This is a genomic window from Streptomyces sp. NPDC056296 (assembly GCF_042268605.1).
Taxonomy (GTDB): Bacteria; Actinomycetota; Actinomycetes; order Streptomycetales; family Streptomycetaceae; genus Streptomyces.
In genome coordinates this window covers 22,831-40,437 of record NZ_JBHJRX010000024.1, presented here as the reverse complement: position 1 = coordinate 40,437, position 17,607 = coordinate 22,831, and the positions used below count along the sequence as shown (strand labels likewise).

Genomic DNA, 17,607 nt, shown 5'->3' with positions numbered 1-17,607 from the left:
GGAGTTGGAAGCACCCGTGACCACCTGGACCGACCACACCGCCGACCGTCCCATCTCGCTCACCGCCCCGAGCGGCGTCGACCGCGCCGCCCACCACCGTCTCGACGAGGCCTGGCTCGCGGCGGCGTGGAGCCACCCGTCGACGCGCTGCTTCGTGGTCTCCGGCGGCCAGGTCCTCATCGACGAGACGCCCGACGGGCGTACCGAAGTCGTCATGACCCCCTCCTTCGAGGCCCCGCTCACCGAGGCACACCGCTACTTCCTGGGCACCGACGAGGACGGTGTCAGCTACTTCGCCCTCCAGAAGGACTCCCTGCCCGGCCGCATGGACCAGTCCGCGCGCGCGGCGGGCCTGCGCGAGGCCGGTCTGCTCCTGTCACCCCGCGACGCGGGCCTGATGGCCCACGCGGTCGCCCTGGAGAACTGGCAGCGACTGCACCGGTTCTGCTCCCGCTGCGGCGAGCGCACCGTCATCGCCGCCGCCGGCCACATCCGCCGCTGCCCCGCCTGTGGTGCCGAGCACTACCCGCGCACCGACCCCGCGGTGATCATGGCGGTCACGGACGGGGAGGACCGCATCCTGCTCGGCCGCCAGGTCCACTGGCCCGAGGGCCGTTTCTCGACGCTCGCCGGCTTCGTGGAGCCCGGCGAGTCCATCGAGCAGTCGGTCCGCCGCGAGGTGTACGAGGAGGCCGGCGTCATCGTCGGCTCCGTCGAGTACGTCGCCAGCCAGCCCTGGCCGTTCCCGTCCAGCCTGATGCTGGGCTTCATGGCCCGCGCCACCTCGACCGAGATCAACGTCGACGGCGACGAGATCCACGAGGCCCGCTGGTTCTCCCGCGACGAGCTGGGCGCCGCATTCGAGTCCGGCGAGGTGCTCCCGCCCTACGGCATCTCGATCGCGGCCCGTCTCATCGAGCTCTGGTACGGCAAGCCGCTGCCGACGCGCGGCGCTTTCTGAGGCAGGAATACGTGTAGAGGGGCCCTCCCCGCCCGGGGAGGGCCCCTCTACACGTCGTGCACGTCTTCCCGCGCTGCCGCCTACGCGCCGACCTTCTGCTTCACCTGCGCCAGCGACGGGTTCGTCAGCGTCGAGCCGTCCGGGAAGAGCACGGTCGGCACCGTCTGGTTTCCGCCATTCGCCTTCTCCACGAACGCGGCGGACTCCGGGTCCTGCTCGATGTTGATCTCGGTGTACGCGATGCCCTCGCGGTCCATCTGGCTCTTCAGCCGACGGCAGTAGCCGCACCACGTGGTGCTGTACATCGTCACAGTGCCCGGCATGTCTATCGCGCTCCTTCGGCGGCTCGGGGATGAGGTCGCACGGTGGGAACGTCTGCGGAGGCGCCACCATTCCCGATGCCGTTCCGGCGCGTGACGCCTGTCGCATTGGTACGACTATCGGTGCGTGCCTGTGGACAACCGACTCACCCGTCTCCCGCGACCTGGCAGCATGGCGGTGTGACAGCAGCAACGCACTCCACCCTCTTCCCGCAGGTACCGGACTCGGCCGACGCGGTGCTCGAAGGGCTCGACCCCGAGCAGCGCGAGGTGGCGACCGCCCTGCGTGGGCCGGTGTGCGTGCTGGCGGGCGCCGGTACCGGCAAGACCAGAGCGATCACCCACCGCATCGCCTACGGGGTACGCGCCGGGATCCTCCAGCCTTCCAGCGTCCTCGCGGTCACCTTCACCAACCGTGCCGCCGGGGAGATGCGCGGCCGACTGCGCCAGCTCGGTGCCGTGGGCGTCCAGGCCCGCACGTTCCACTCGGCGGCGCTGCGCCAGCTCCAGTACTTCTGGCCGAAAGCGATCGGTGGCTCCCTGCCCAGGCTCGTCGACCGCAAGATCCAGCTCGTCGCAGACGCGGCCGCCGCCTGCCGCATCCGCCTCGACCGGGGCGAGCTGCGCGACGCCACCGCCGAGATCGAGTGGTGCAAGGTGACCCAGACCGTCCCCGCCGACTACGCCCTCGCGGCGGCCAAGGCCGGCCGTGAGGCGCCCCGCGACCCGGCCGAGATCGCCCAGCTCTACGCCGCCTACGAGGACCTCAAGCGCGGGCGTGGTGTCATCGACTTCGAGGACGTGCTGCTGCTGACCGTGGCCGTCCTCCAGGACCGTCACGACGTCGCCGAACAGGTCCGCACCCAGTACCAGCACTTCGTGGTCGACGAGTACCAGGACGTGAGCCCCCTCCAGCAGCGCCTGCTGGAGCTGTGGCTCGGCGACCGCGACGACCTGTGCGTGGTCGGCGACGCCAGCCAGACGATCTATTCGTTCACGGGAGCAACCCCCGACCATCTGCTCGACTTCCGCGGCCGCCACCCCGGCGCCACCGTCGTCAAGCTGGTCCGCGACTACCGCTCCACCCCTCAGGTGGTCCATCTCGCCAACGGCCTGCTCGCCCAGGCCCGGGGCCGGGCCGCAGACCACCGTCTGGAGCTGGTCTCCCAGCGTCCCGCGGGCCCCGAGCCCGTCTACACCGAGTACACCGACGAACCGGCGGAGGCCGAGGGCGCCGCCCGGCGCATCCGCGAGCTCATCGACTCGGGTGTGCCGGCCGCCGAGATCGCGGTCCTGTTCCGCACGAACTCCCAGTCGGAGACTTACGAACAGGCCCTCGCCGACGCCGGGGTCGCGTACCAGCTGCGCGGCGCGGAGCGCTTCTTCGACCGTCCTGAGGTGCGGAAGGCCGGCAGCTCCCTGCGGGCCGCGGCGCGCTTCGGTGGCAACGACTCCCTCCTCGACGACGCCGTCGACCTGCCCTCCCAGGTCCGTGCGGTGCTGTCCGGCGAGGGATGGACGCCGCAGCCCCCGGCCGGGTCGGGTGCCGTCCGCGAGCGCTGGGAGTCACTGGCCGCCCTCGTCAACCTCGCCCAGGACTTCGCCGCCGCGAGAGCGGGCGCCACGCTGAGCGACCTGGTGACCGAACTCGACGAGCGGGCGGGCGCCCAGCACGCCCCGACGGTGCAGGGCGTCACCCTCGCCTCCCTGCACTCGGCCAAGGGCCTGGAGTGGGACGTCGTCTTCCTGGTGGGCGTCGCCGAGGGCATGATGCCGATCACCTACGCAAAGACCGACGAGCAGATCGAGGAGGAGCGCCGCCTTCTCTACGTCGGCGTCACCCGTGCGCGCGCACACCTGCACCTGTCCTGGGCACTCGCCCGCTCGCCCGGCGGCCGGCCCAGCCGTCGTCCCAGCCGCTTCCTGAAGGGACTGCGGCCCGGCTCGGGGACGGCAGGCGGGCGTACGGCCGCGGGCGGGCCCGGCGGCGTGGAGCGTGGCTTCGGGCGCGACGGCGCCGTGGCCGCCGTCCCGAGACGGACCCAGCGGACCCCGGCCCGCTGCCGGGTCTGCGGGCGCACGCTCACCGACGCGGGCGAGATGAAGCTGATGCGTTGCGAGGACTGCCCGTCCGACATGGACGAGGGCGTCTACGAGCGGCTGCGCGAGTGGCGTGCGATCCAGGCGGGGCGCAGCGGGCAGCCCGCGTTCTGCGTCTTCACCGACAAGACGCTGATGGCGATCGCCGAGTCCGTCCCGGAGGACGAGCGCGAGCTGGCACGCATCCCGGGAGTCGGAGCGCGCAAGCTCAACCGCTACGGAGCCGACGTCCTGGCCATCTGCGCAGGCCAGAGCGGAGTGGGGCTGGACGAGGACGGCTGATACAAACTCGTCGAGAAAATAGTTTGCGCATGCCCCGGGAATCCCCATAGGTTCTTGGTCACGGGAACAGCGGCCTTCCCGGAGGCCCTGAATCCGTGTTGTACTTGCATATCCGCGGACTGGTTCGTCCCAGTCCCCCGAGACGCCGAGAGGAGGCGAGTCCAGTGATCAGCATCAACACCAGCTCCATCGTCAGCTCCACCGCCAAACTGACCGATCGCTCGGCCGTCTCCCTGTGCATGCTCGGCGTTTCCAACCCGGGCACCGGTCTGTCCGGCATTCGTGCCGTGCGTCCGGCCTCCGCCTCCGTTGCCCCCGCGGGCCTTCCCGTCCGTGAGCGCAATGAGCGACCGACCAAGGCACTGGAAGCAGCAGTAGCGGCACAGGCGCAGGCCTATGCCTTTACCGCGACCGGTGCCGGATTCCGGAAGCAGACGACGCAGCACCACCTGATGTGGGCCTTCCGTGGGCCAGAACCCTGGAGTGATCCAGCCTGATCGATGATCAGGCCGGCGCCTTCAGGGCCGCGGAACCCCACCCGGGATCCGCGGCCCTTCTGTTTGTCCCGAACGGGGACGGCAGCACGAAGGAGCCTCGGGACAAGAAAAGAACCCGGTACCAAGCCGCACCCGGCCGACCGGCCGGAACGACCAGACGAGGAAGACCACCCGTGCAACTCGAAGCGCACGCCCCGTCCGTACCGCCTTCCGACACGATCCCCAAGCCCGTCCCCACGGAGGACTCCACCTTGACCCCGCTCACCGCGCTCACCGCGCTCGACGACGCCATCGAGAACCTCGGCGTGCCCGTCCCCTGCCGCTCCTACGACCCGGAGGTCTTCTTCGCCGAGTCGCCGGCGGACGTCGAGTACGCCAAGTCCCTCTGTCGCACCTGCCCGTTGATGGAGGCCTGCCTCGCCGGTGCCAAGGAGCGGCGTGAGCCCTGGGGCGTCTGGGGTGGCGAGCTGTTCGTGCAGGGAGTCGTCGTTGCTCGGAAGCGGCCCCGCGGCCGCCCGCGCAAGAACCCGGTTTCGGCATGAACACCGCAGGAACGATCGACCGCCCCCTCACGTACGACCCCAAGAAGCAGGCCCCGATGAAGCCGTCCCCCCACGACATCGCAGGCTCCGCGCCTGAAGACTTCACCACCAGCGACGCGAGGGACTCGCGTCAGAACAGGACCCGTGAGATGCAACTCATTCCAGAAGCCCTGGCTCGTGCGCATATGCACGACCGCCTGCAGGAGGCGGAGCGGGAACGCCGGGCCCTGCGCCTGGCGACCGCTCGCCGGATGCAGCGCCGGGCCGAGCGCGCCTCGATGCGTGCCCGGCGGGCACTCGCCATGGCAGTCATGCAGTAACCGAGCACACCCGAAGCGGTAGCCTCCCGGCCCGGGAGGCGAAGCTCTTTCCGTGGGGGCCGGTCCGTCCGAACGACGCTGCGTCGTCCGAACGGACCGGCCCCCACGGTGCGTTCAGCTCCGGCGGCTCACGCCTCGGCCGCCGTTTCCTCCGCTTCGTACTCGTCCCCCGCCTCGTACTCGCCTTCCTCCTCGGGGACGAACCCGACCAGCCACTCCTCCAGCTCGTCGCGCAGCCGCACCGTCGCTCCCAGCTGGCACAGCACGCCGATGGTGCTCAAGGTCACGCGGTGAATCAGCAGGTAGGCCGGCGGCAGGTTGAGCTGCTTGGCCAGCTGGTACGCGGGGGAGCGGGGATCGCCGATCCGGGCCGCCTGGCTCCGCATCCAGCCACGGGTGAAGGTGAACTCGTCGACCCGGGCCGGCTCGATGATCGGCAGGAGGTAGTCGAGGACCGCGTCGGGGTCCAGCTCTATCGACTCCTTGACGAAGCCCTCCGCACAGAGCATCTCGTAGACGGCGTCCGCCTCGCCGTCCAGCGTCATGCGCAGGGCAGCCCCGATGGGCTCGGGCAGGCCGCCCGGCAGACGGTCGACCGTGCCGAAGTCCAGGACGCCCAGGCGCCAGTCGTCCTCGCCGTCCGGCCCGCCGGGCAGCAGACGGAAGTTGCCGGGGTGCGGGTCGGCGTGCAGAAGGCCGGTGCGCGCAGGGCCCGAGAAGAGGAAGTGGGCCAGGAGCTGGCCGGCCCGGTCGCGCTGCTGCGGTGTGCCGTCCGCGATGATCTCCGACAGCGGGATGCCATCGATCCACTCGGTGACCAGCACCTGCTCGCACTGGTGGACGACGTCCGGCACCACGATGTCCGGGTCGTCCGCGAACTCCTCGGCGTGAGTCCGCTGGGCCTGGGCTTCCAGGTCGTAGTCCAGTTCCTCGGAGACCCGGTCCTTCAGCTCCGTGATCAGCGGCTTGATGTCCATGCCGGGGACCAGCGGGCCGAGCAGGCGGGCGAAGCGGCTGAGCTGGTTCAGGTCGGACAGCAGGGCCTCGCCGGCGCCCGGGTACTGCACCTTGACCGCCACCTCGCGGCCGTCGTGCCACACCGCCCGGTGCACCTGGCCGATCGAGGCGGCCGCGGCGGGCTTGTCCTCGAACTCCACGAACAGATCGTGCCAGTCCTCACCGAGCCGCTCCGCGAGCACGGAGTGCACCGTGCGTGTCGGCATCGGCGGCGCGGCCTCCTGCAACTTGGTCAGTGCCGCCCGATAGGGACCGGCGACCTCCTCGGGCAGCGCCGACTCGAAGACGGACAGCGCCTGTCCGAACTTCATCGCTCCGCCCTTGAGCTCGCCCAGCACCTTGAACAACTGCTCCGCGGTGCGCTGCTGCAGCTGCTGGCCGACGATCTCCGCGGACTCGCCCACGATTCGCTTGCCGAGCCCCCAGGTCGCCCGCCCGGCGAAGCCGAGCGGAAGCGCGGCGAGCTTGGCGGTCCGGGTGACCGCCTTGCGCGGAAGATCAGACATGCGCCCTCCAAGTCCCAGCCGGCCGCGACGGTTCTGCCTCATGGCGTGCCTCCGCCGGCGGCCCTTGCCCAGCCATTGTCGCGCGCCGCTCCCCATCCCCGGGGGTGTGTTCCTGCTTACCTTTTCCCGCGGCTCCGCACGGACACGCGGGATGTGCCCGGACCGGCCGCGTGTGCCACCGCAGACCAGGCAGTGACACCTCCCAGCGGGCACCGGCGCTCGAAGGCGTCCGGCCGTCCAGGAAGGCGAGCGCGTGGGCCGCCGCGAGCCCGGCGACGGCCGTCGCGAGGGTGAGGTCGCAGGGTCGTACCTGGCGCTGCCGACCCGAGCGCCACTGCGCCACCAGGCGGGGCCAGGCCGGGTCCCGGTCGGTGCGGTCCGCGTGCAGACAGCCCGCGCACCCCGTCTCGCCGGGCAGGACGAGGGGGCCGACGACGCCTGTCCCCTCCACGACGCCGGTGTACAGGTGGGGCGTGCCGGAGGCCATGAGGGGTTCGGCGGCGGCAGGGTCGGGTGTGTGCACCGCCACGTCGTCGCGCGGCGCGACGATCACCAGGGAGAAGCCCGGGGCGCTCCCCTCGGGCGGCGTCGTGGGACTGCGGCGCGGCGGCCGGCCGGGGGCGGCCCGGCGGACTACGCGGCGGGCCGTCTCGTCGCGGCGGTCGCCGATGGCCTCGGGCGGCAGCCCGCCCGGGGCGACGTCCCACGGCTCGACGCGTCCGCCGTCGAGCACGTCGACCTCACCGATGCCCGCGCCCGACAACAGACCGGCGAGTACGGCGCCCACCCGCCCCGCACCTCTCACCCGCACCCGCAGCGCGCGCCGGGCGGCCAGGTGTCTCATGGCATCCCCGGGTTCGGAGGTGGTCAGGGACAGTGAGGCCAGATCGGGACGGAGCCGGTCGAGGACCTCCTTCTTCTCCCGGAGGGCGTCGGCGTCCGGCCCGCCGCCCCGCGAGTCGTCGAGGAGCCCGGCCCGGGCCAGCCCCTCCACCACCCGGTCGACGTGTCCGTCCGGCAGGTCCATGCGTCGCCCCTCCTCGCGCAGGAGCGCCGGTCCGCGGGCGCCGTTGAGCAGCTCGAGGAAGCTTCCCGTCGCCGTGTCCACCGGGCCGAGCGTCAGCGCGTGCGCCGGCGTCATCCCGAACTGCACGGTGTTCAGATCGCGCCAGCCGCGCCTGAGCGCGGGCTTCACCATCGGATGCATGCCAGGTCCCCCGTAGGTCTTCGACAGTCTTGGAACGTCCCCGCGTGTCCGACGGTGGTCGGTCGCGCACCGGTTCGTGCGGTCGGTCGCGAATCCGCCGGCGAGTGCCAGCATGCCCGGATGGGCGGGAAGGCGTCGAAAGTTGTCCACAGGCGGTGGGTGATCGTCGTACAAATCAGTCGTCCACCTCAAGGAGGGCGGCGGATCGGCACCGAACCATCCCGGAGCCGGGACTTCCCCGTGTGCAGCGGGTAACGTCGTGGCGTGTCCGCCGACCCACTGCACCGCGCCGGGGCGCCCCAGCGCACACCGACGAATCCGCCGCCGAACGGCTCGGGGGCGAGCGCGATCGAGGTCCGCAGGAGCACCCGGCGACGCCGGACGGTCTCCGCGTACCGCGAGGGCGATCGCACCGTCGTGCTGATCCCCGCCCGGATGTCCGAGGCGGAGGAGCAACGCTGGGTGAGCGTCATGCTGGACAAGCTGGCCGCCCAGGAGAGCAAGCGCGTCCTCGGCGACGCCGAGCTGGCCGAGCGCGCGGAGCGCCTGTCGGGCCAGTACTTCGACGGACGGGCCCGGCCCACCTCGGTCCGCTGGGTCACCAACCAGAACACGCGCTGGGGCTCGTGTACCCCGTCCGAGGGAAGCATCCGGCTGTCGCACCGTCTCCAGGGCATGCCCGAGTACGTCGTCGACTACGTCCTTCTCCACGAACTGGCGCATCTGCTCGTTCCCGGGCACGGGCCCCGGTTCTGGCGGCTGCTGGAGGCGTATCCGAGGACCGAGCGGGCCCGTGGCTACCTCGAGGGCGTGGTGGCCGCCGACCGGTTGCCGCACGTACCCGGCGCTCGCAGCGAATAGCGCGCCCCCGAGCGTGCCCCGGCGAGGTGTTCGACACGGCCGCGCACGGGTTCTGTATCGGCTCTGTACCGACCTCTTCCGGTGTCCGGGGTTGCCGTTAGCCTGGCGCGACGCACTCACATTCGGATGGGGGACGGTCGTAACGTATGGCCAGGGAATTCCAACGCGGCCACAAGGCCAGGATCAGTGACCTCACCGCGGGCACGGATCTGTACGTAGGCGTGCAGATCTCCGGCCCCGGACTGAGCTTCGACATCAGCTGCTTCGGTCTCGACGCCGACGAGCGGTTGTCGGACGACCGGTACTTCGTGTTCTTCAATCAACCGAAGACCCCCGAGGAGTCCATCCAGCTCCTGGGTGCGCAGGCGGGTGACACGGAGTCCTTCCGGGTCACCCTGGACAGGATCCCGCCGCAGGTGCAGAAGCTGTCCTTCACGGCGACGATCGACGGCGCCGGCCAGATGTCGCAGGTCGGCCCCGGATACATCCGGATCGTCGCGGGCGGCGAGGAGGTGGCCCGGTATCCGTTCAGCGGCTCCGAGTTCACCACCGAGCGCGCCGTGATGCTGGGCGACTTCTACCTGAAGGACGTGTGGCGTTTCGCCGCCGTCGGACAGGGCTTCGACGGCGGGTTGGACGCGCTGCTGAAGAACTTCGGCGGCGAGGTGGCCGAGGAGGAGACGCCCGAGCCGCAGCAGGCGCAGCAGCCGCAGGCCGGCGCCGCCCCGAGCTTCGCCCCGCCCGCCCAGGCCTCGGCGCCGCCGGCGTTCGGAGCCCCCGCCGCCGCTCCTGCGCCCGCCCCGGCCCCTGCCCCCGCGCAGCCCGCGCCGCAGGGCTTCGCCCCTCCGCCCGCCGCCACGCCGCCCGGGCCCGACGTGCACGCCGCGCAGACCATCGTCGCGCCCATGAACACGCCGCCCGGCGGCTCGCCGGTACCGCCCCCGGCCCCGGCGCCCGCCCCGTACGGCCAGCCGGGCCAGCCCGGTCAGCAGCAGCCGCCGTACGGTCAGGTCCCCGGCCAGGGTGCCCCGCCCCCTCCCGGCTACGGCCAGCCGCAGGCTCCCCAGGCGCCGGCCCCGCCGCCCGGCTACGGCCAGCCGACCCCGCCTCCGGGCTACGGCCAGCCCACCCCACCACAGGGTTACGGGCAGCCGACCCCGCCCCCCGGCTACGGCCAGCAGGCCCCGCAGGGCATGCCCCAGGGCGCGCCGCAGGGCGCCGGGGTGATGGCCGCGCTCCAGCAGTTCAAGGAGACGGCGACCGGACAGCGCTGGACCCAGCAGAACAAGAAGCTGGTCCGGGTCGACCTCGGCGCGGAAGGCCAGCCCGTGCTGGCCCGGCAGGGCAGCATGGTGCTCTACCAGGGCAAGGTCGACTTCAGCTACAAGGGCGCCGGATTCGCCGGCCGGGTCGTGGGCAACGCCACCGGTCAGGAGATGCAGCTCATGCGCTGTACCGGCAAGGGACAGGTGTTCCTCGCCGACAACTCCGCGATGCTGCACCCCATCGAGCTCCAGGGCGACGCCGTCTGCGTCTCCGCGGAGAACGTCCTCGCCTTCGACGAGAGCCTCCAGCACGAGGTCCGCCGCATCGAGGGGCACGGCATTCCCGGCGGTGCGCTGTTCACGATGCAGTTCCAGGGCACCGGCACGATCGTCGTCAAGACGCACGGCGTGCCCGTGGTGCTGCCGGTCACGCCCACCACGTTCGCCGACTGCAACGCCGTCGTCGCCTGGTCGGCAGCCGCCCAGGTGGTCGTCTCCAGCCAGGTGCGGATGCGCCGGAACTCCTACGCGGGCGACACGGGCGAGAGCGTCAACCTGCAGTTCCGGGCGGCACCCGGCAACTTCGTCATCGTCCAGCCGTACGAGATCTGAGGGAGAGCCCGACATGAACCAGCCGCTCGCGGGCTACGCTCCCGCACCGGTCACCGCACGCATGGAGAACCACGGCAACCACATGCTGAAGGTCGCCATGCAGACCGGAAACGACCTCCTCGCGCGCGTGGGCTCGATGACCGCCTACGAGGGTTTCGTCCAGTACGAGCCCAATCCGCCCGCCGTCCGCCAGATCGCGAAGGACTGGATGACCGGCGAGGGCGCGCCCCTGATGAAGTGCTCCGGCGACGGCCTGCTCTACCTCGCCGACTACGGTGCGAACGTCGTCGTCATCAACCTCAACGGCGACGGGATCTCCGTCAACGCCACCAACCTGCTCGCCTTCGACGCCCACCTGACGTGGGGCGTGGAGCGGGTCAAGGGCCTGGCGAAGTTCGCCGGCCAGGGCCTGTGGAACACCAAGATCTCCGGCCAGGGCTGGGTCGCGCTCACCTCCCGGGGCAAGCCGATCGTGGTCGACTGCGGCGGTGGTGAGGACGAGACATACGTCGACCCGGACGCGCTCGTCGCCTGGTCCCCGAACCTCAAGGTGAAGGGCAAGCGCAGCTTCAAGGCGCAGTCGCTGATCGGCCGCGGCAGCGGCGAGGCCTACCAGATGGCCTTCTCCGGTCAGGGCATCGTCGTCGTCCAGCCCAGCGAGGACAGCACCGACCGCCTCCGGGTCCGGGGCTGAGGGGGAGCCAGAACATTATGCAGAGCCCGCTTTTCGCCTACAACGACCAGCAGACCCAGGAAGCCTGGAGCCTGCAGAACAAGCACATGCTCCGCGTCGCCCTGGAGGGCCACGACGACGTGCTCGCCCGCAAGGGCACGATGGTCGCCTACCAGGGGCTCGTCGAGTTCGACGCCGAGTACCAGAGCAACAACCAGTCACGCGCGCGTGCGAACACCGGTGAGGGCCTGGACCTGATGCGCTGCCACGGGCAGGGCACGGTCTTCTTCGCCAACCTCGCCCAGTGCATCCACGTGATGGAGGTCGACCAGGAGGGTCTCACCGTCGACAGCAGCTATGTGCTGGCGATGGACTCGTCCCTGCACCACGAGGTCATCGCGGTCGACAGCCTGTACGGCATCTCCGGCTCGGGGAAGTACCAGCTCAACATCACCGGCCGGGGCAAGGTCGCCCTGATGACCTCGGGTTCTCCGCTGCTGATGCAGGTGACGCCCGACAAGTACGTCAACTGCGACGCCGACGCGATCGTCGCCTGGTCCACCGGTCTGCGCGTGCAGATGCAGGCCCAGACGCACTCCTCCGGAGTGTGGCGGCGCCGCGGTAACACCGGTGAGGGCTGGGAGCTCAGCTTCATGGGCAGCGGCTTCGCCCTCGTCCAGCCCAGCGAACTGCTGCCGCCGCAGAACGCCCAGCTCGGGCAGGGCATGGCCGCGCAGTACGGCATGGGTCAGCAGGGCGCCCGCGGTCAGAACCAGGGCAACGTCTGGAGCTGAGCGCGCAGCGCGCTGTCGCAAGGGTCGTAAGGGGTGATCGCAAGGGCGGTCACCCCTTACCCGGTTCAGAGCCGGGCGCGGGCCGCCTCCAGCAGGCGTACGACCGAGTCGTCGGCCACCTCCGCGACCTCGGCGTACGGGAACCAGCGCAGGTCGAGGGACTCGTCGCTGATCGCCTCCACGGCCCCCTCCGGAGCCACCGCCGCGTACTGGACGTCCAGGTGCCAGGCGCAGGGCGTGTGGTGGCGGTCCAGCCGCACCGGGCCGCCGGGGACCAGAGCCAGGCCGGCGATGCCGGACTCCTCGGTCCCCTCGCGCAGGGCGGCCCGCGCCAGCGTCTCGTCGACCGGCTCGCAGTGGCCGCCCATCTGCAGCCACATGCGCAGCTTCTTGTGGAGGGTCAGCAGGACCCGCCCGCGCGACGGGTCGATCACCAGGGCGCTCGCCGTGATGTGCCCGTCCTCGCAGGCCTTCCACATGCCGTCCGGGTGCGTCGCGAGGTGGTCCAGATAGACGTGCCGCAGTTCGTCCTGGCCCGCGTAGTCCTTCAGGACCAGGACCGCGTCGTCGTGGAGGCTCACTCGGTGCCGTCGCCCTTGCCGTCGGCCTCGTCCCGGCCCTTCTCGTCCTTCTCGCCCTTCTCGTCCTTCTTCTTCAGGTCGGGCTTGCCGGCCGCCTCGCCGAGCATCTTGTCCAGCTCGGAGAAGTCGAGCTGCTCACGGTGCACAAAACCGTCCGGGTCGTCCAGGTCGGTCGCGGTCGGCAGCATGTCCGGGTGGGCCCACAGGCCGTCCCGGCCGTCGACACCGCGCGCGTCCGTCAGGGACGCCCACAGACGGGAGGCGTCACGCAGACGGCGCGGGCGCAGCTCCAGGCCGATCAGCGTGGCGAAGGTCTGCTCCGCCGGTCCGCCCGAGGCGCGACGCCGGCGCAGCGTCTCGCGCAGCGCGTCGGCGGAGGACAGGCGCGGCTTGGCCGCGGCGTGCACCACCGCGTCCACCCAGCCCTCGACAAGGGCCAGAGCCGTCTCCAGACGGGCCAGGGCCGCCTTCTGCTCCGGGGTGTCCTCCGGCTGGAACATGCCCTGCTGGAGAGCCTCCTGCAGCTGCTCGGGGTTCTGCGGGTCGAACTGGCCGACCACGTCCTCCAGCTTGGCCGTGTCGACCTTGATCCCGCGGGCATAGCCGTCGACCGCGCCGAACAGGTGCGAGCGCAGCCACGGCACGTGCGCGAAAAGGCGCTGGTGGGCGGCCTCGCGCAGGGCGAGATACAGCCGCACCTCCTCCTGCGACACGCCGAGGTCCTTGCCGAACGCCTCGATGTTCACCGGCAGCAGCGCGGCCTTGCCGGCCGGGCCGAGCGGCAGGCCCACGTCGGTCGAGCCGACGACCTCGCCGGCGAGCACGCCGACGGCCTGCCCGATCTGCGTGCCGAACATGGCGCCGCCCATGGAACGCATCATGCCGATCAGCGGGCCGGCCATGGCCTGCATCTCCTCGGGCAGCACGTCGCCCATGGCGGTGCCGACGCGCTCGGCGACCGGGTCGACGAGCTCCCGCCACGCGGGCAGGGTCGCCTCGACCCACTCCGCGCGGCTCCAGGCCACGGCGGTGCCCGCGCCGGAGGGCAGGGCGGTCGCGTCGTCCAGCCACAGGTCGGCCAGACGGACGGCCTCCTGGACGGCATTGCGTTCGGCGGGGCCGACGCTGGCGTCCTTCGTGCCGTCCGGCGTGCCCTGCGAGACCGTCTGGCGGGCGATCTGCTTGGCCATGTCCCAGTTCACCGGGCCGCCCTCGTAGGAGAGCATCTGGCCCAGCTGCTGGAACGCGGCGCCCAGGTCGTTGGGGTTCATGGAACCGAACATGGCAGCGAACGGGTTGTCCGCACCGGGGCCGCCGAAGCCTCCGGCTCCGGGCGTCCCGAATCCGAACGGGTTGGCAGGTCCCTGACCACCGCCGCCCTGCTGGTCCTTCTTCTTGCCTTCGTCGCCGTCGTCCGGCTCCTCCGGCGGAAGGCCGAATCCGAATGGGGTGTCACTCACGGGGTTCCTCGGCTGGTAGGGCCGCCGGTTCTTTCCGGCGGCACGGCTGCCCGACTTCACCACCCAGCGTAGACACCCGGGGCGGTTCGGGCCTCGGTGCTTCGCCGACTGACGGCCTGCGGCAGGATGGATGCCACCTGGTACGTACGCGTCGCTCGCGCCCGTACTGAAGACAACCGCTGGAGACGCCCGGTGAGTTCCCCAGATCCGCAGGTTCGCGCAGCGCGAAACCAGTCAACCAGTTCCGCCCGCCCCGGCGCGCGCGGACCCGTCGTCGCGGTCACCGGTGCCGCGTCCGGCGTCGGGGCGCTGCTCACCGAGCGGCTCGCCGCGTCCGACGAGGTCAGACAGGTCGTGGCCATCGACGAACGGCGCGGTGAGTGCGCGGCGGCACAGTGGCAGATCCTGGACGTGCGGGACCCGGCCATCGCCGAGAAACTGCGCGGTGCGGACGTGGTCGTGCACCTGGCGCTCGACCTCGACCTGGAGACCGACGCGGCCGCCCGGACGGCTTACAACGTCCGGGGGACGCAGACCGTCCTGACCGCCGCCGCGGCGGCCGGAGTGCACCGGGTCGTGCTCTGCACCTCCGCGATGGTCTACGGCGCCCTCCCGGAGAACGAGCTGCCGCTGTCCGAGGACGCCGAGCTGCGCGCCACGGCCGAGGCCACGGGGGTCGGGGACCTGCTGGAGATCGAACGGCTCGCCCGGCGCGCCCCACGCGCGCACCCCGGACTCAATGTGACCGTCGTCCGGCCCGCGGTGCTGGTCGGAGGCATGGACACCGCGCTGACCAGGTACTTCGAGTCGCCCCGGCTGCTGGTCGTGGCCGGGTCGCGGCCGGCCTGGCAGTTCTGCCACGTCGACGACCTGTGCAGCGCCCTGGAGTACGCCGTGCTGGAGAAGGCCGACGGGGAGCTGGCCGTCGGCTGCGACGGGTGGCTGGAGCAGGAGGAGGTCGAGGAGCTCAGCGGGATCCGGCGGATGGAGCTGCCGTCGGCGGTCGCGCTCGGCGCGGCGGCCCGGCTGCACCGGATCGGGCTGACGCCCTCCCCGGCCGGGGACCTGGCGTACACGATGTACCCCTGGGTGGTGAGCGGCAGCCGGCTGCACGACGCCGGATGGCGGCCGAAGTACACCAACGAGGAGGTGCTCGCGGAGCTGCTGGAGGAGGTCTCCGGGCGGCACACGGTCGCCGGGCGGCGCCTCGGACGCAAGGACGCGACGGCGGCGGGTGCCGCGGGCGCGACGGTGGCGTTGCTGGGCGCGGCCGCGGTGGTGCGCCGGGCCCGGAAGGCGCGGCGCAGGATCTGACGCGGGCGCCGGGCCGTCACCCGGGCTCCTGCCCTGTCCCGACCCGGCCCCGGGGCCCCGTACCGACCCGGCGACGAAGCCCTGGCCGACCGGCCACGGGGCTCTGACCGACCGGCCACGGGAGCCTGGCCGACCGGCCACGGGAGCCTGGCCGACCCGCACGGGAGCCTGGCCGACCCGCACGGGACCTGACCGACCTGCCATGGGAACCCGACCGACCCGCACGGGACCTGACCGACCTGCCATGGGAACCCGACCGACCCGCACGGGACCCTGTAGGAGGCTCCAAAGTGGTACGCGCGCGTGCCGGGCGATAGCGCTATTCCGCGCTGTCCGTGCCGTGGGGCACGATGGACGTATGGCAACCACGAACGACCACCCCGGTGAGCTGGCCGCGCCGGACCCCGTCAAGCTGATCGGCATCCGGGAGACGCCCCTCTCCCTGGACGAGGTCTTCCGGGCCGTCGGGGACGACGCGGCCGGCGGGACCGCGCTGTTCGTGGGGACGGTGCGCAACCACGACGGCGGGACCGACGTCGACCGGCTCGGGTACTCCTGCCACCCCAGCGCCGAGGCCGAGATGCGGCGGATCGCCGAGAAGGTCGTCGCGGAGTACCCCGTACGGGCGCTCGCCGCGCTGCACCGTGTGGGTGACCTGGAGGTCGGGGATCTCGCCGTGGTCGTCGCCGTCTCCTGCCCGCACCGGGGCGAGGCCTTCGACGCCTGCCGCAAGCTGATCGACGACCTGAAGCACGAGGTGCCCATCTGGAAGCACCAGACCTTCTCCGACGGGACCGAGGAATGGGTGGGCGCCTGCTGAAGGCGTCACGAACACCCTTGCGTCACCACACGTAGCTCCGGTTGCGTAACCGACCCCCCGGCGTGAGCGTTGTCACTGCGGATGGTTAATCTGCTGATCAGTCAGTCGCGGACGCTCATGGGGTTGGGAGGTCGGCATGGCAGCGCTTGCCTGGTTGCTGATTCCGCTTGTGGCGGCAGTCGGCGGCGGTCTGTGGGGCAGTTGGGCCAACCGGACCCGTAAGGCACGGAGCGACGGGCCCGAGCTGGACGGGTACGCCCGCTTCCGCGAGGCCATGGAGAGGCCCCGCACCGGAGCCTGACCGGACGGCGCAGCCCTGACGGTGTTCTGACAGCTCTGTCCCGTACTGTCGTGCCATGCCACGCCGCACCGCGACGATGCTCGCCTCCACCCTGATGCTGATCGCGCTCCTGTGCGCGGGTGTGTTCATCCCCGTGCCGTACTCGGAGATGTCCCCGGGGCCGACGGTGAACACCCTCGGGGACCATGACGGCGAGCCGGTGCTGCAGATCGACGGGCACAAGACCTATGAGGCGAGCGGCCATCTGAACATGACCACCGTCCGGGTCACCAGCGCCGAGTACAAGATGAACCTCGTGGAGGCGGTCTACGGCTGGCTGGCGCACGACAACCGCGTGGTGCCGCACGAGACCCTCTACCCGGACGGCAAGACCGAGGAAGAGGCGACGCAGGAGAACGCCGAGGAGTTCAGCCAGTCCCAGGAGAGCGCCAAGGTCGCCGCCCTCAAGGCACTCGACATCCCGGTGAAGTCCTGGGTGGTCGTCTCCACGGTCGTCAAGGACTCCCCGGCCGAGGGCCGGCTGCACGCCGGAGACGTGATCAAGGCGGTGGACGGTACGACCGTCAAGAAGCCCGCCGACGTCGCCGAGCTGGTGACCGAGCGCGACCCCGGACAGGACGTCGTCTTCACGATCGTGCCCGCCGAGGAGCAGGCCGCCGCGGAGAAGGAGGGCCGGACGCCCACCAAGACGCGGAAAGTCACGATCACCACCGCGACCTCCGACGACGCCGGCGAGAAGCGCGCCATCGTCGGGATCTCCGCGGGGACCGATCACACGTTCCCGTTCTCCATCGACATCAAGCTGGCCGACGTCGGCGGCCCGAGCGCCGGTCTGATGTTCGCCCTCGGCATCTACGACAAGCTCACTCCGGGCGACCTGACCGGCGGCAACTTCGTCGCCGGCACCGGGACGATCGACGACAACGGCAAGGTCGGCCCGATCGGCGGCATCGGGATGAAGACCATCGGCGCACGCGACAAGGGCGCCCAGTACTTCCTGACGCCGGCCGACAACTGCGCGGCCGCCGCCGAGGACATCCCCGACGGGCTCACCCTCGTGAAGGTGGACACCATCGACGACGCCCTCGGCGCACTGAAGGACATCCGCTCCGGGAAGACCGCCGACCTGCCGAAGTGCCCGGCCGGATGACGGACCGGGCAGCCGCGTAGAGCC

The 17,607-nt window shown here is 71.4% G+C and carries 18 protein-coding genes; 13 read left to right on the top strand and 5 right to left on the bottom strand.

All coding sequences use genetic code 11. From position 1 onward, the window contains the following. Positions 1 to 16 precede the first annotated feature (16 nt). Positions 17 to 961, top strand: a complete 945-nt coding sequence (gene nudC, locus ACFCZF_RS19175) for an NAD(+) diphosphatase (protein ID WP_376672647.1) — start codon at positions 17 to 19, stop codon at positions 959 to 961. An 80-nt stretch (positions 962 to 1,041) separates the two neighbouring features. On the opposite strand, the gene ACFCZF_RS19170 is transcribed toward nudC, so the two are convergent. Beyond that, positions 1,042 to 1,284, bottom strand: coding sequence for a mycoredoxin (locus ACFCZF_RS19170; RefSeq protein WP_055417962.1), 243 nt, complete (start codon positions 1,282 to 1,284; stop codon positions 1,042 to 1,044). Between the two features lie 177 nt (positions 1,285 to 1,461). Between ACFCZF_RS19170 and ACFCZF_RS19165 the strand changes: the two genes are divergently transcribed. From ACFCZF_RS19165 to ACFCZF_RS19150, 4 genes are all read left to right on the top strand, one after another. After that, complete coding sequence (locus ACFCZF_RS19165; protein WP_376672646.1) at positions 1,462 to 3,663, top strand: ATP-dependent DNA helicase UvrD2; 2,202 nt, start codon at positions 1,462 to 1,464, stop codon at positions 3,661 to 3,663. A 164-nt stretch (positions 3,664 to 3,827) separates the two neighbouring features. After that, on the top strand, positions 3,828 to 4,160 hold the full coding sequence (locus tag ACFCZF_RS19160; RefSeq protein WP_375924808.1) for a hypothetical protein: 333 nt from the start codon (positions 3,828 to 3,830) through the stop codon (positions 4,158 to 4,160). 173 nt (positions 4,161 to 4,333) lie between these two features. After that, positions 4,334 to 4,702, top strand: coding sequence for a WhiB family transcriptional regulator (locus tag ACFCZF_RS19155; protein ID WP_375924810.1), 369 nt, complete (start codon positions 4,334 to 4,336; stop codon positions 4,700 to 4,702). Then, positions 4,699 to 5,022 (top strand): hypothetical protein, encoded by a 324-nt coding sequence (locus tag ACFCZF_RS19150; RefSeq protein WP_375924812.1) that lies wholly within the window; start codon positions 4,699 to 4,701, stop codon positions 5,020 to 5,022. Before ACFCZF_RS19155 ends, ACFCZF_RS19150 begins: the two co-directional genes overlap by 4 nt. A gap of 128 nt (positions 5,023 to 5,150) precedes the next feature. Here the strand turns inward: ACFCZF_RS19150 and ACFCZF_RS19145 are convergent, their stop codons facing one another. Beyond that, positions 5,151 to 6,545 carry an ABC1 kinase family protein gene (locus ACFCZF_RS19145; RefSeq protein WP_376672645.1) on the bottom strand — a complete coding sequence of 465 codons (1,395 nt, stop codon included), beginning with the start codon at positions 6,543 to 6,545 and terminating at the stop codon, positions 5,151 to 5,153. After that, positions 6,538 to 7,752, bottom strand: coding sequence for a TOMM precursor leader peptide-binding protein (locus ACFCZF_RS19140; RefSeq protein ID WP_376672644.1), 1,215 nt, complete (start codon positions 7,750 to 7,752; stop codon positions 6,538 to 6,540). The genes ACFCZF_RS19145 and ACFCZF_RS19140 overlap by 8 nt, the downstream gene beginning before the upstream one ends. Before the next feature lie 264 nt (positions 7,753 to 8,016). Between ACFCZF_RS19140 and ACFCZF_RS19135 the strand changes: the two genes are divergently transcribed. The 4 genes from ACFCZF_RS19135 to ACFCZF_RS19120 all read left to right on the top strand — a co-directional run bounded on the left by ACFCZF_RS19135 (position 8,017) and on the right by ACFCZF_RS19120 (position 11,957). Next, the gene (locus ACFCZF_RS19135; RefSeq protein WP_310871333.1) at positions 8,017 to 8,613 is read left to right on the top strand and encodes a M48 family metallopeptidase; all 597 of its coding nucleotides are present in this window, start codon (positions 8,017 to 8,019) and stop codon (positions 8,611 to 8,613) included. A 146-nt stretch (positions 8,614 to 8,759) separates the two neighbouring features. Further along, positions 8,760 to 10,490, top strand: coding sequence for a TerD family protein (locus tag ACFCZF_RS19130; protein ID WP_376672643.1), 1,731 nt, complete (start codon positions 8,760 to 8,762; stop codon positions 10,488 to 10,490). Between the two features lie 13 nt (positions 10,491 to 10,503). Beyond that, positions 10,504 to 11,184 (top strand): AIM24 family protein, encoded by a 681-nt coding sequence (locus ACFCZF_RS19125; protein WP_217246527.1) that lies wholly within the window; start codon positions 10,504 to 10,506, stop codon positions 11,182 to 11,184. A 17-nt stretch (positions 11,185 to 11,201) separates the two neighbouring features. Further along, entirely contained in the window at positions 11,202 to 11,957 is a 756-nt protein-coding gene (locus ACFCZF_RS19120) for an AIM24 family protein (RefSeq protein WP_376672642.1), read from the top strand. Positions 11,958 to 12,022: 65 nt separating this feature from the next. On the opposite strand, the gene ACFCZF_RS19115 is transcribed toward ACFCZF_RS19120, so the two are convergent. Together ACFCZF_RS19115 and ACFCZF_RS19110 are read right to left on the bottom strand one after the other, a co-directional pair. Continuing rightward, entirely contained in the window at positions 12,023 to 12,538 is a 516-nt protein-coding gene (locus tag ACFCZF_RS19115; protein ID WP_376672641.1) for an NUDIX hydrolase, read from the bottom strand. Next, the gene (locus ACFCZF_RS19110) at positions 12,535 to 13,998 is read right to left on the bottom strand and encodes a zinc-dependent metalloprotease (RefSeq protein ID WP_376672640.1); all 1,464 of its coding nucleotides are present in this window, start codon (positions 13,996 to 13,998) and stop codon (positions 12,535 to 12,537) included. Before ACFCZF_RS19110 ends, ACFCZF_RS19115 begins: the two co-directional genes overlap by 4 nt. A 192-nt stretch (positions 13,999 to 14,190) precedes the next feature. On the opposite strand from ACFCZF_RS19110, the gene ACFCZF_RS19105 reads away from it, so the two are divergent. The 4 genes from ACFCZF_RS19105 (at position 14,191) to ACFCZF_RS19090 (ending at position 17,583) form a co-directional block, all read left to right on the top strand. After that, complete coding sequence (locus tag ACFCZF_RS19105) at positions 14,191 to 15,312, top strand: SDR family oxidoreductase (protein WP_375924519.1); 1,122 nt, start codon at positions 14,191 to 14,193, stop codon at positions 15,310 to 15,312. Positions 15,313 to 15,670: 358 nt separating this feature from the next. Beyond that, positions 15,671 to 16,132 carry a molybdenum cofactor biosynthesis protein MoaE gene (locus ACFCZF_RS19100; protein WP_375924521.1) on the top strand — a complete coding sequence of 154 codons (462 nt, stop codon included), beginning with the start codon at positions 15,671 to 15,673 and terminating at the stop codon, positions 16,130 to 16,132. Positions 16,133 to 16,268: 136 nt separating this feature from the next. Next, positions 16,269 to 16,433, top strand: a complete 165-nt coding sequence (locus ACFCZF_RS19095) for a hypothetical protein (RefSeq protein WP_375924523.1) — start codon at positions 16,269 to 16,271, stop codon at positions 16,431 to 16,433. A gap of 55 nt (positions 16,434 to 16,488) precedes the next feature. After that, positions 16,489 to 17,583 (top strand): PDZ domain-containing protein, encoded by a 1,095-nt coding sequence (locus ACFCZF_RS19090; protein ID WP_375924524.1) that lies wholly within the window; start codon positions 16,489 to 16,491, stop codon positions 17,581 to 17,583. Positions 17,584 to 17,607 lie beyond the last annotated feature (24 nt).

Coding starts and splice junctions, on each gene's coding strand:
- ACFCZF_RS19170 (WP_055417962.1), bottom strand. CDS start 1,284: ATGCCGGGCACTGTGACGATGTACAGCACCACGTGGTGCGGCTACTGC.
- ACFCZF_RS19125 (WP_217246527.1), top strand. CDS start 10,504: ATGAACCAGCCGCTCGCGGGCTACGCTCCCGCACCGGTCACCGCACGC.
- ACFCZF_RS19150 (WP_375924812.1), top strand. CDS start 4,699: ATGAACACCGCAGGAACGATCGACCGCCCCCTCACGTACGACCCCAAG.
- ACFCZF_RS19140 (WP_376672644.1), bottom strand. CDS start 7,752: ATGCATCCGATGGTGAAGCCCGCGCTCAGGCGCGGCTGGCGCGATCTG.
- ACFCZF_RS19090 (WP_375924524.1), top strand. CDS start 16,489: ATGCCACGCCGCACCGCGACGATGCTCGCCTCCACCCTGATGCTGATC.
- ACFCZF_RS19145 (WP_376672645.1), bottom strand. CDS start 6,545: ATGTCTGATCTTCCGCGCAAGGCGGTCACCCGGACCGCCAAGCTCGCC.
- ACFCZF_RS19120 (WP_376672642.1), top strand. CDS start 11,202: ATGCAGAGCCCGCTTTTCGCCTACAACGACCAGCAGACCCAGGAAGCC.
- ACFCZF_RS19130 (WP_376672643.1), top strand. CDS start 8,760: ATGGCCAGGGAATTCCAACGCGGCCACAAGGCCAGGATCAGTGACCTC.
- ACFCZF_RS19100 (WP_375924521.1), top strand. CDS start 15,671: ATGGCAACCACGAACGACCACCCCGGTGAGCTGGCCGCGCCGGACCCC.
- ACFCZF_RS19095 (WP_375924523.1), top strand. CDS start 16,269: ATGGCAGCGCTTGCCTGGTTGCTGATTCCGCTTGTGGCGGCAGTCGGC.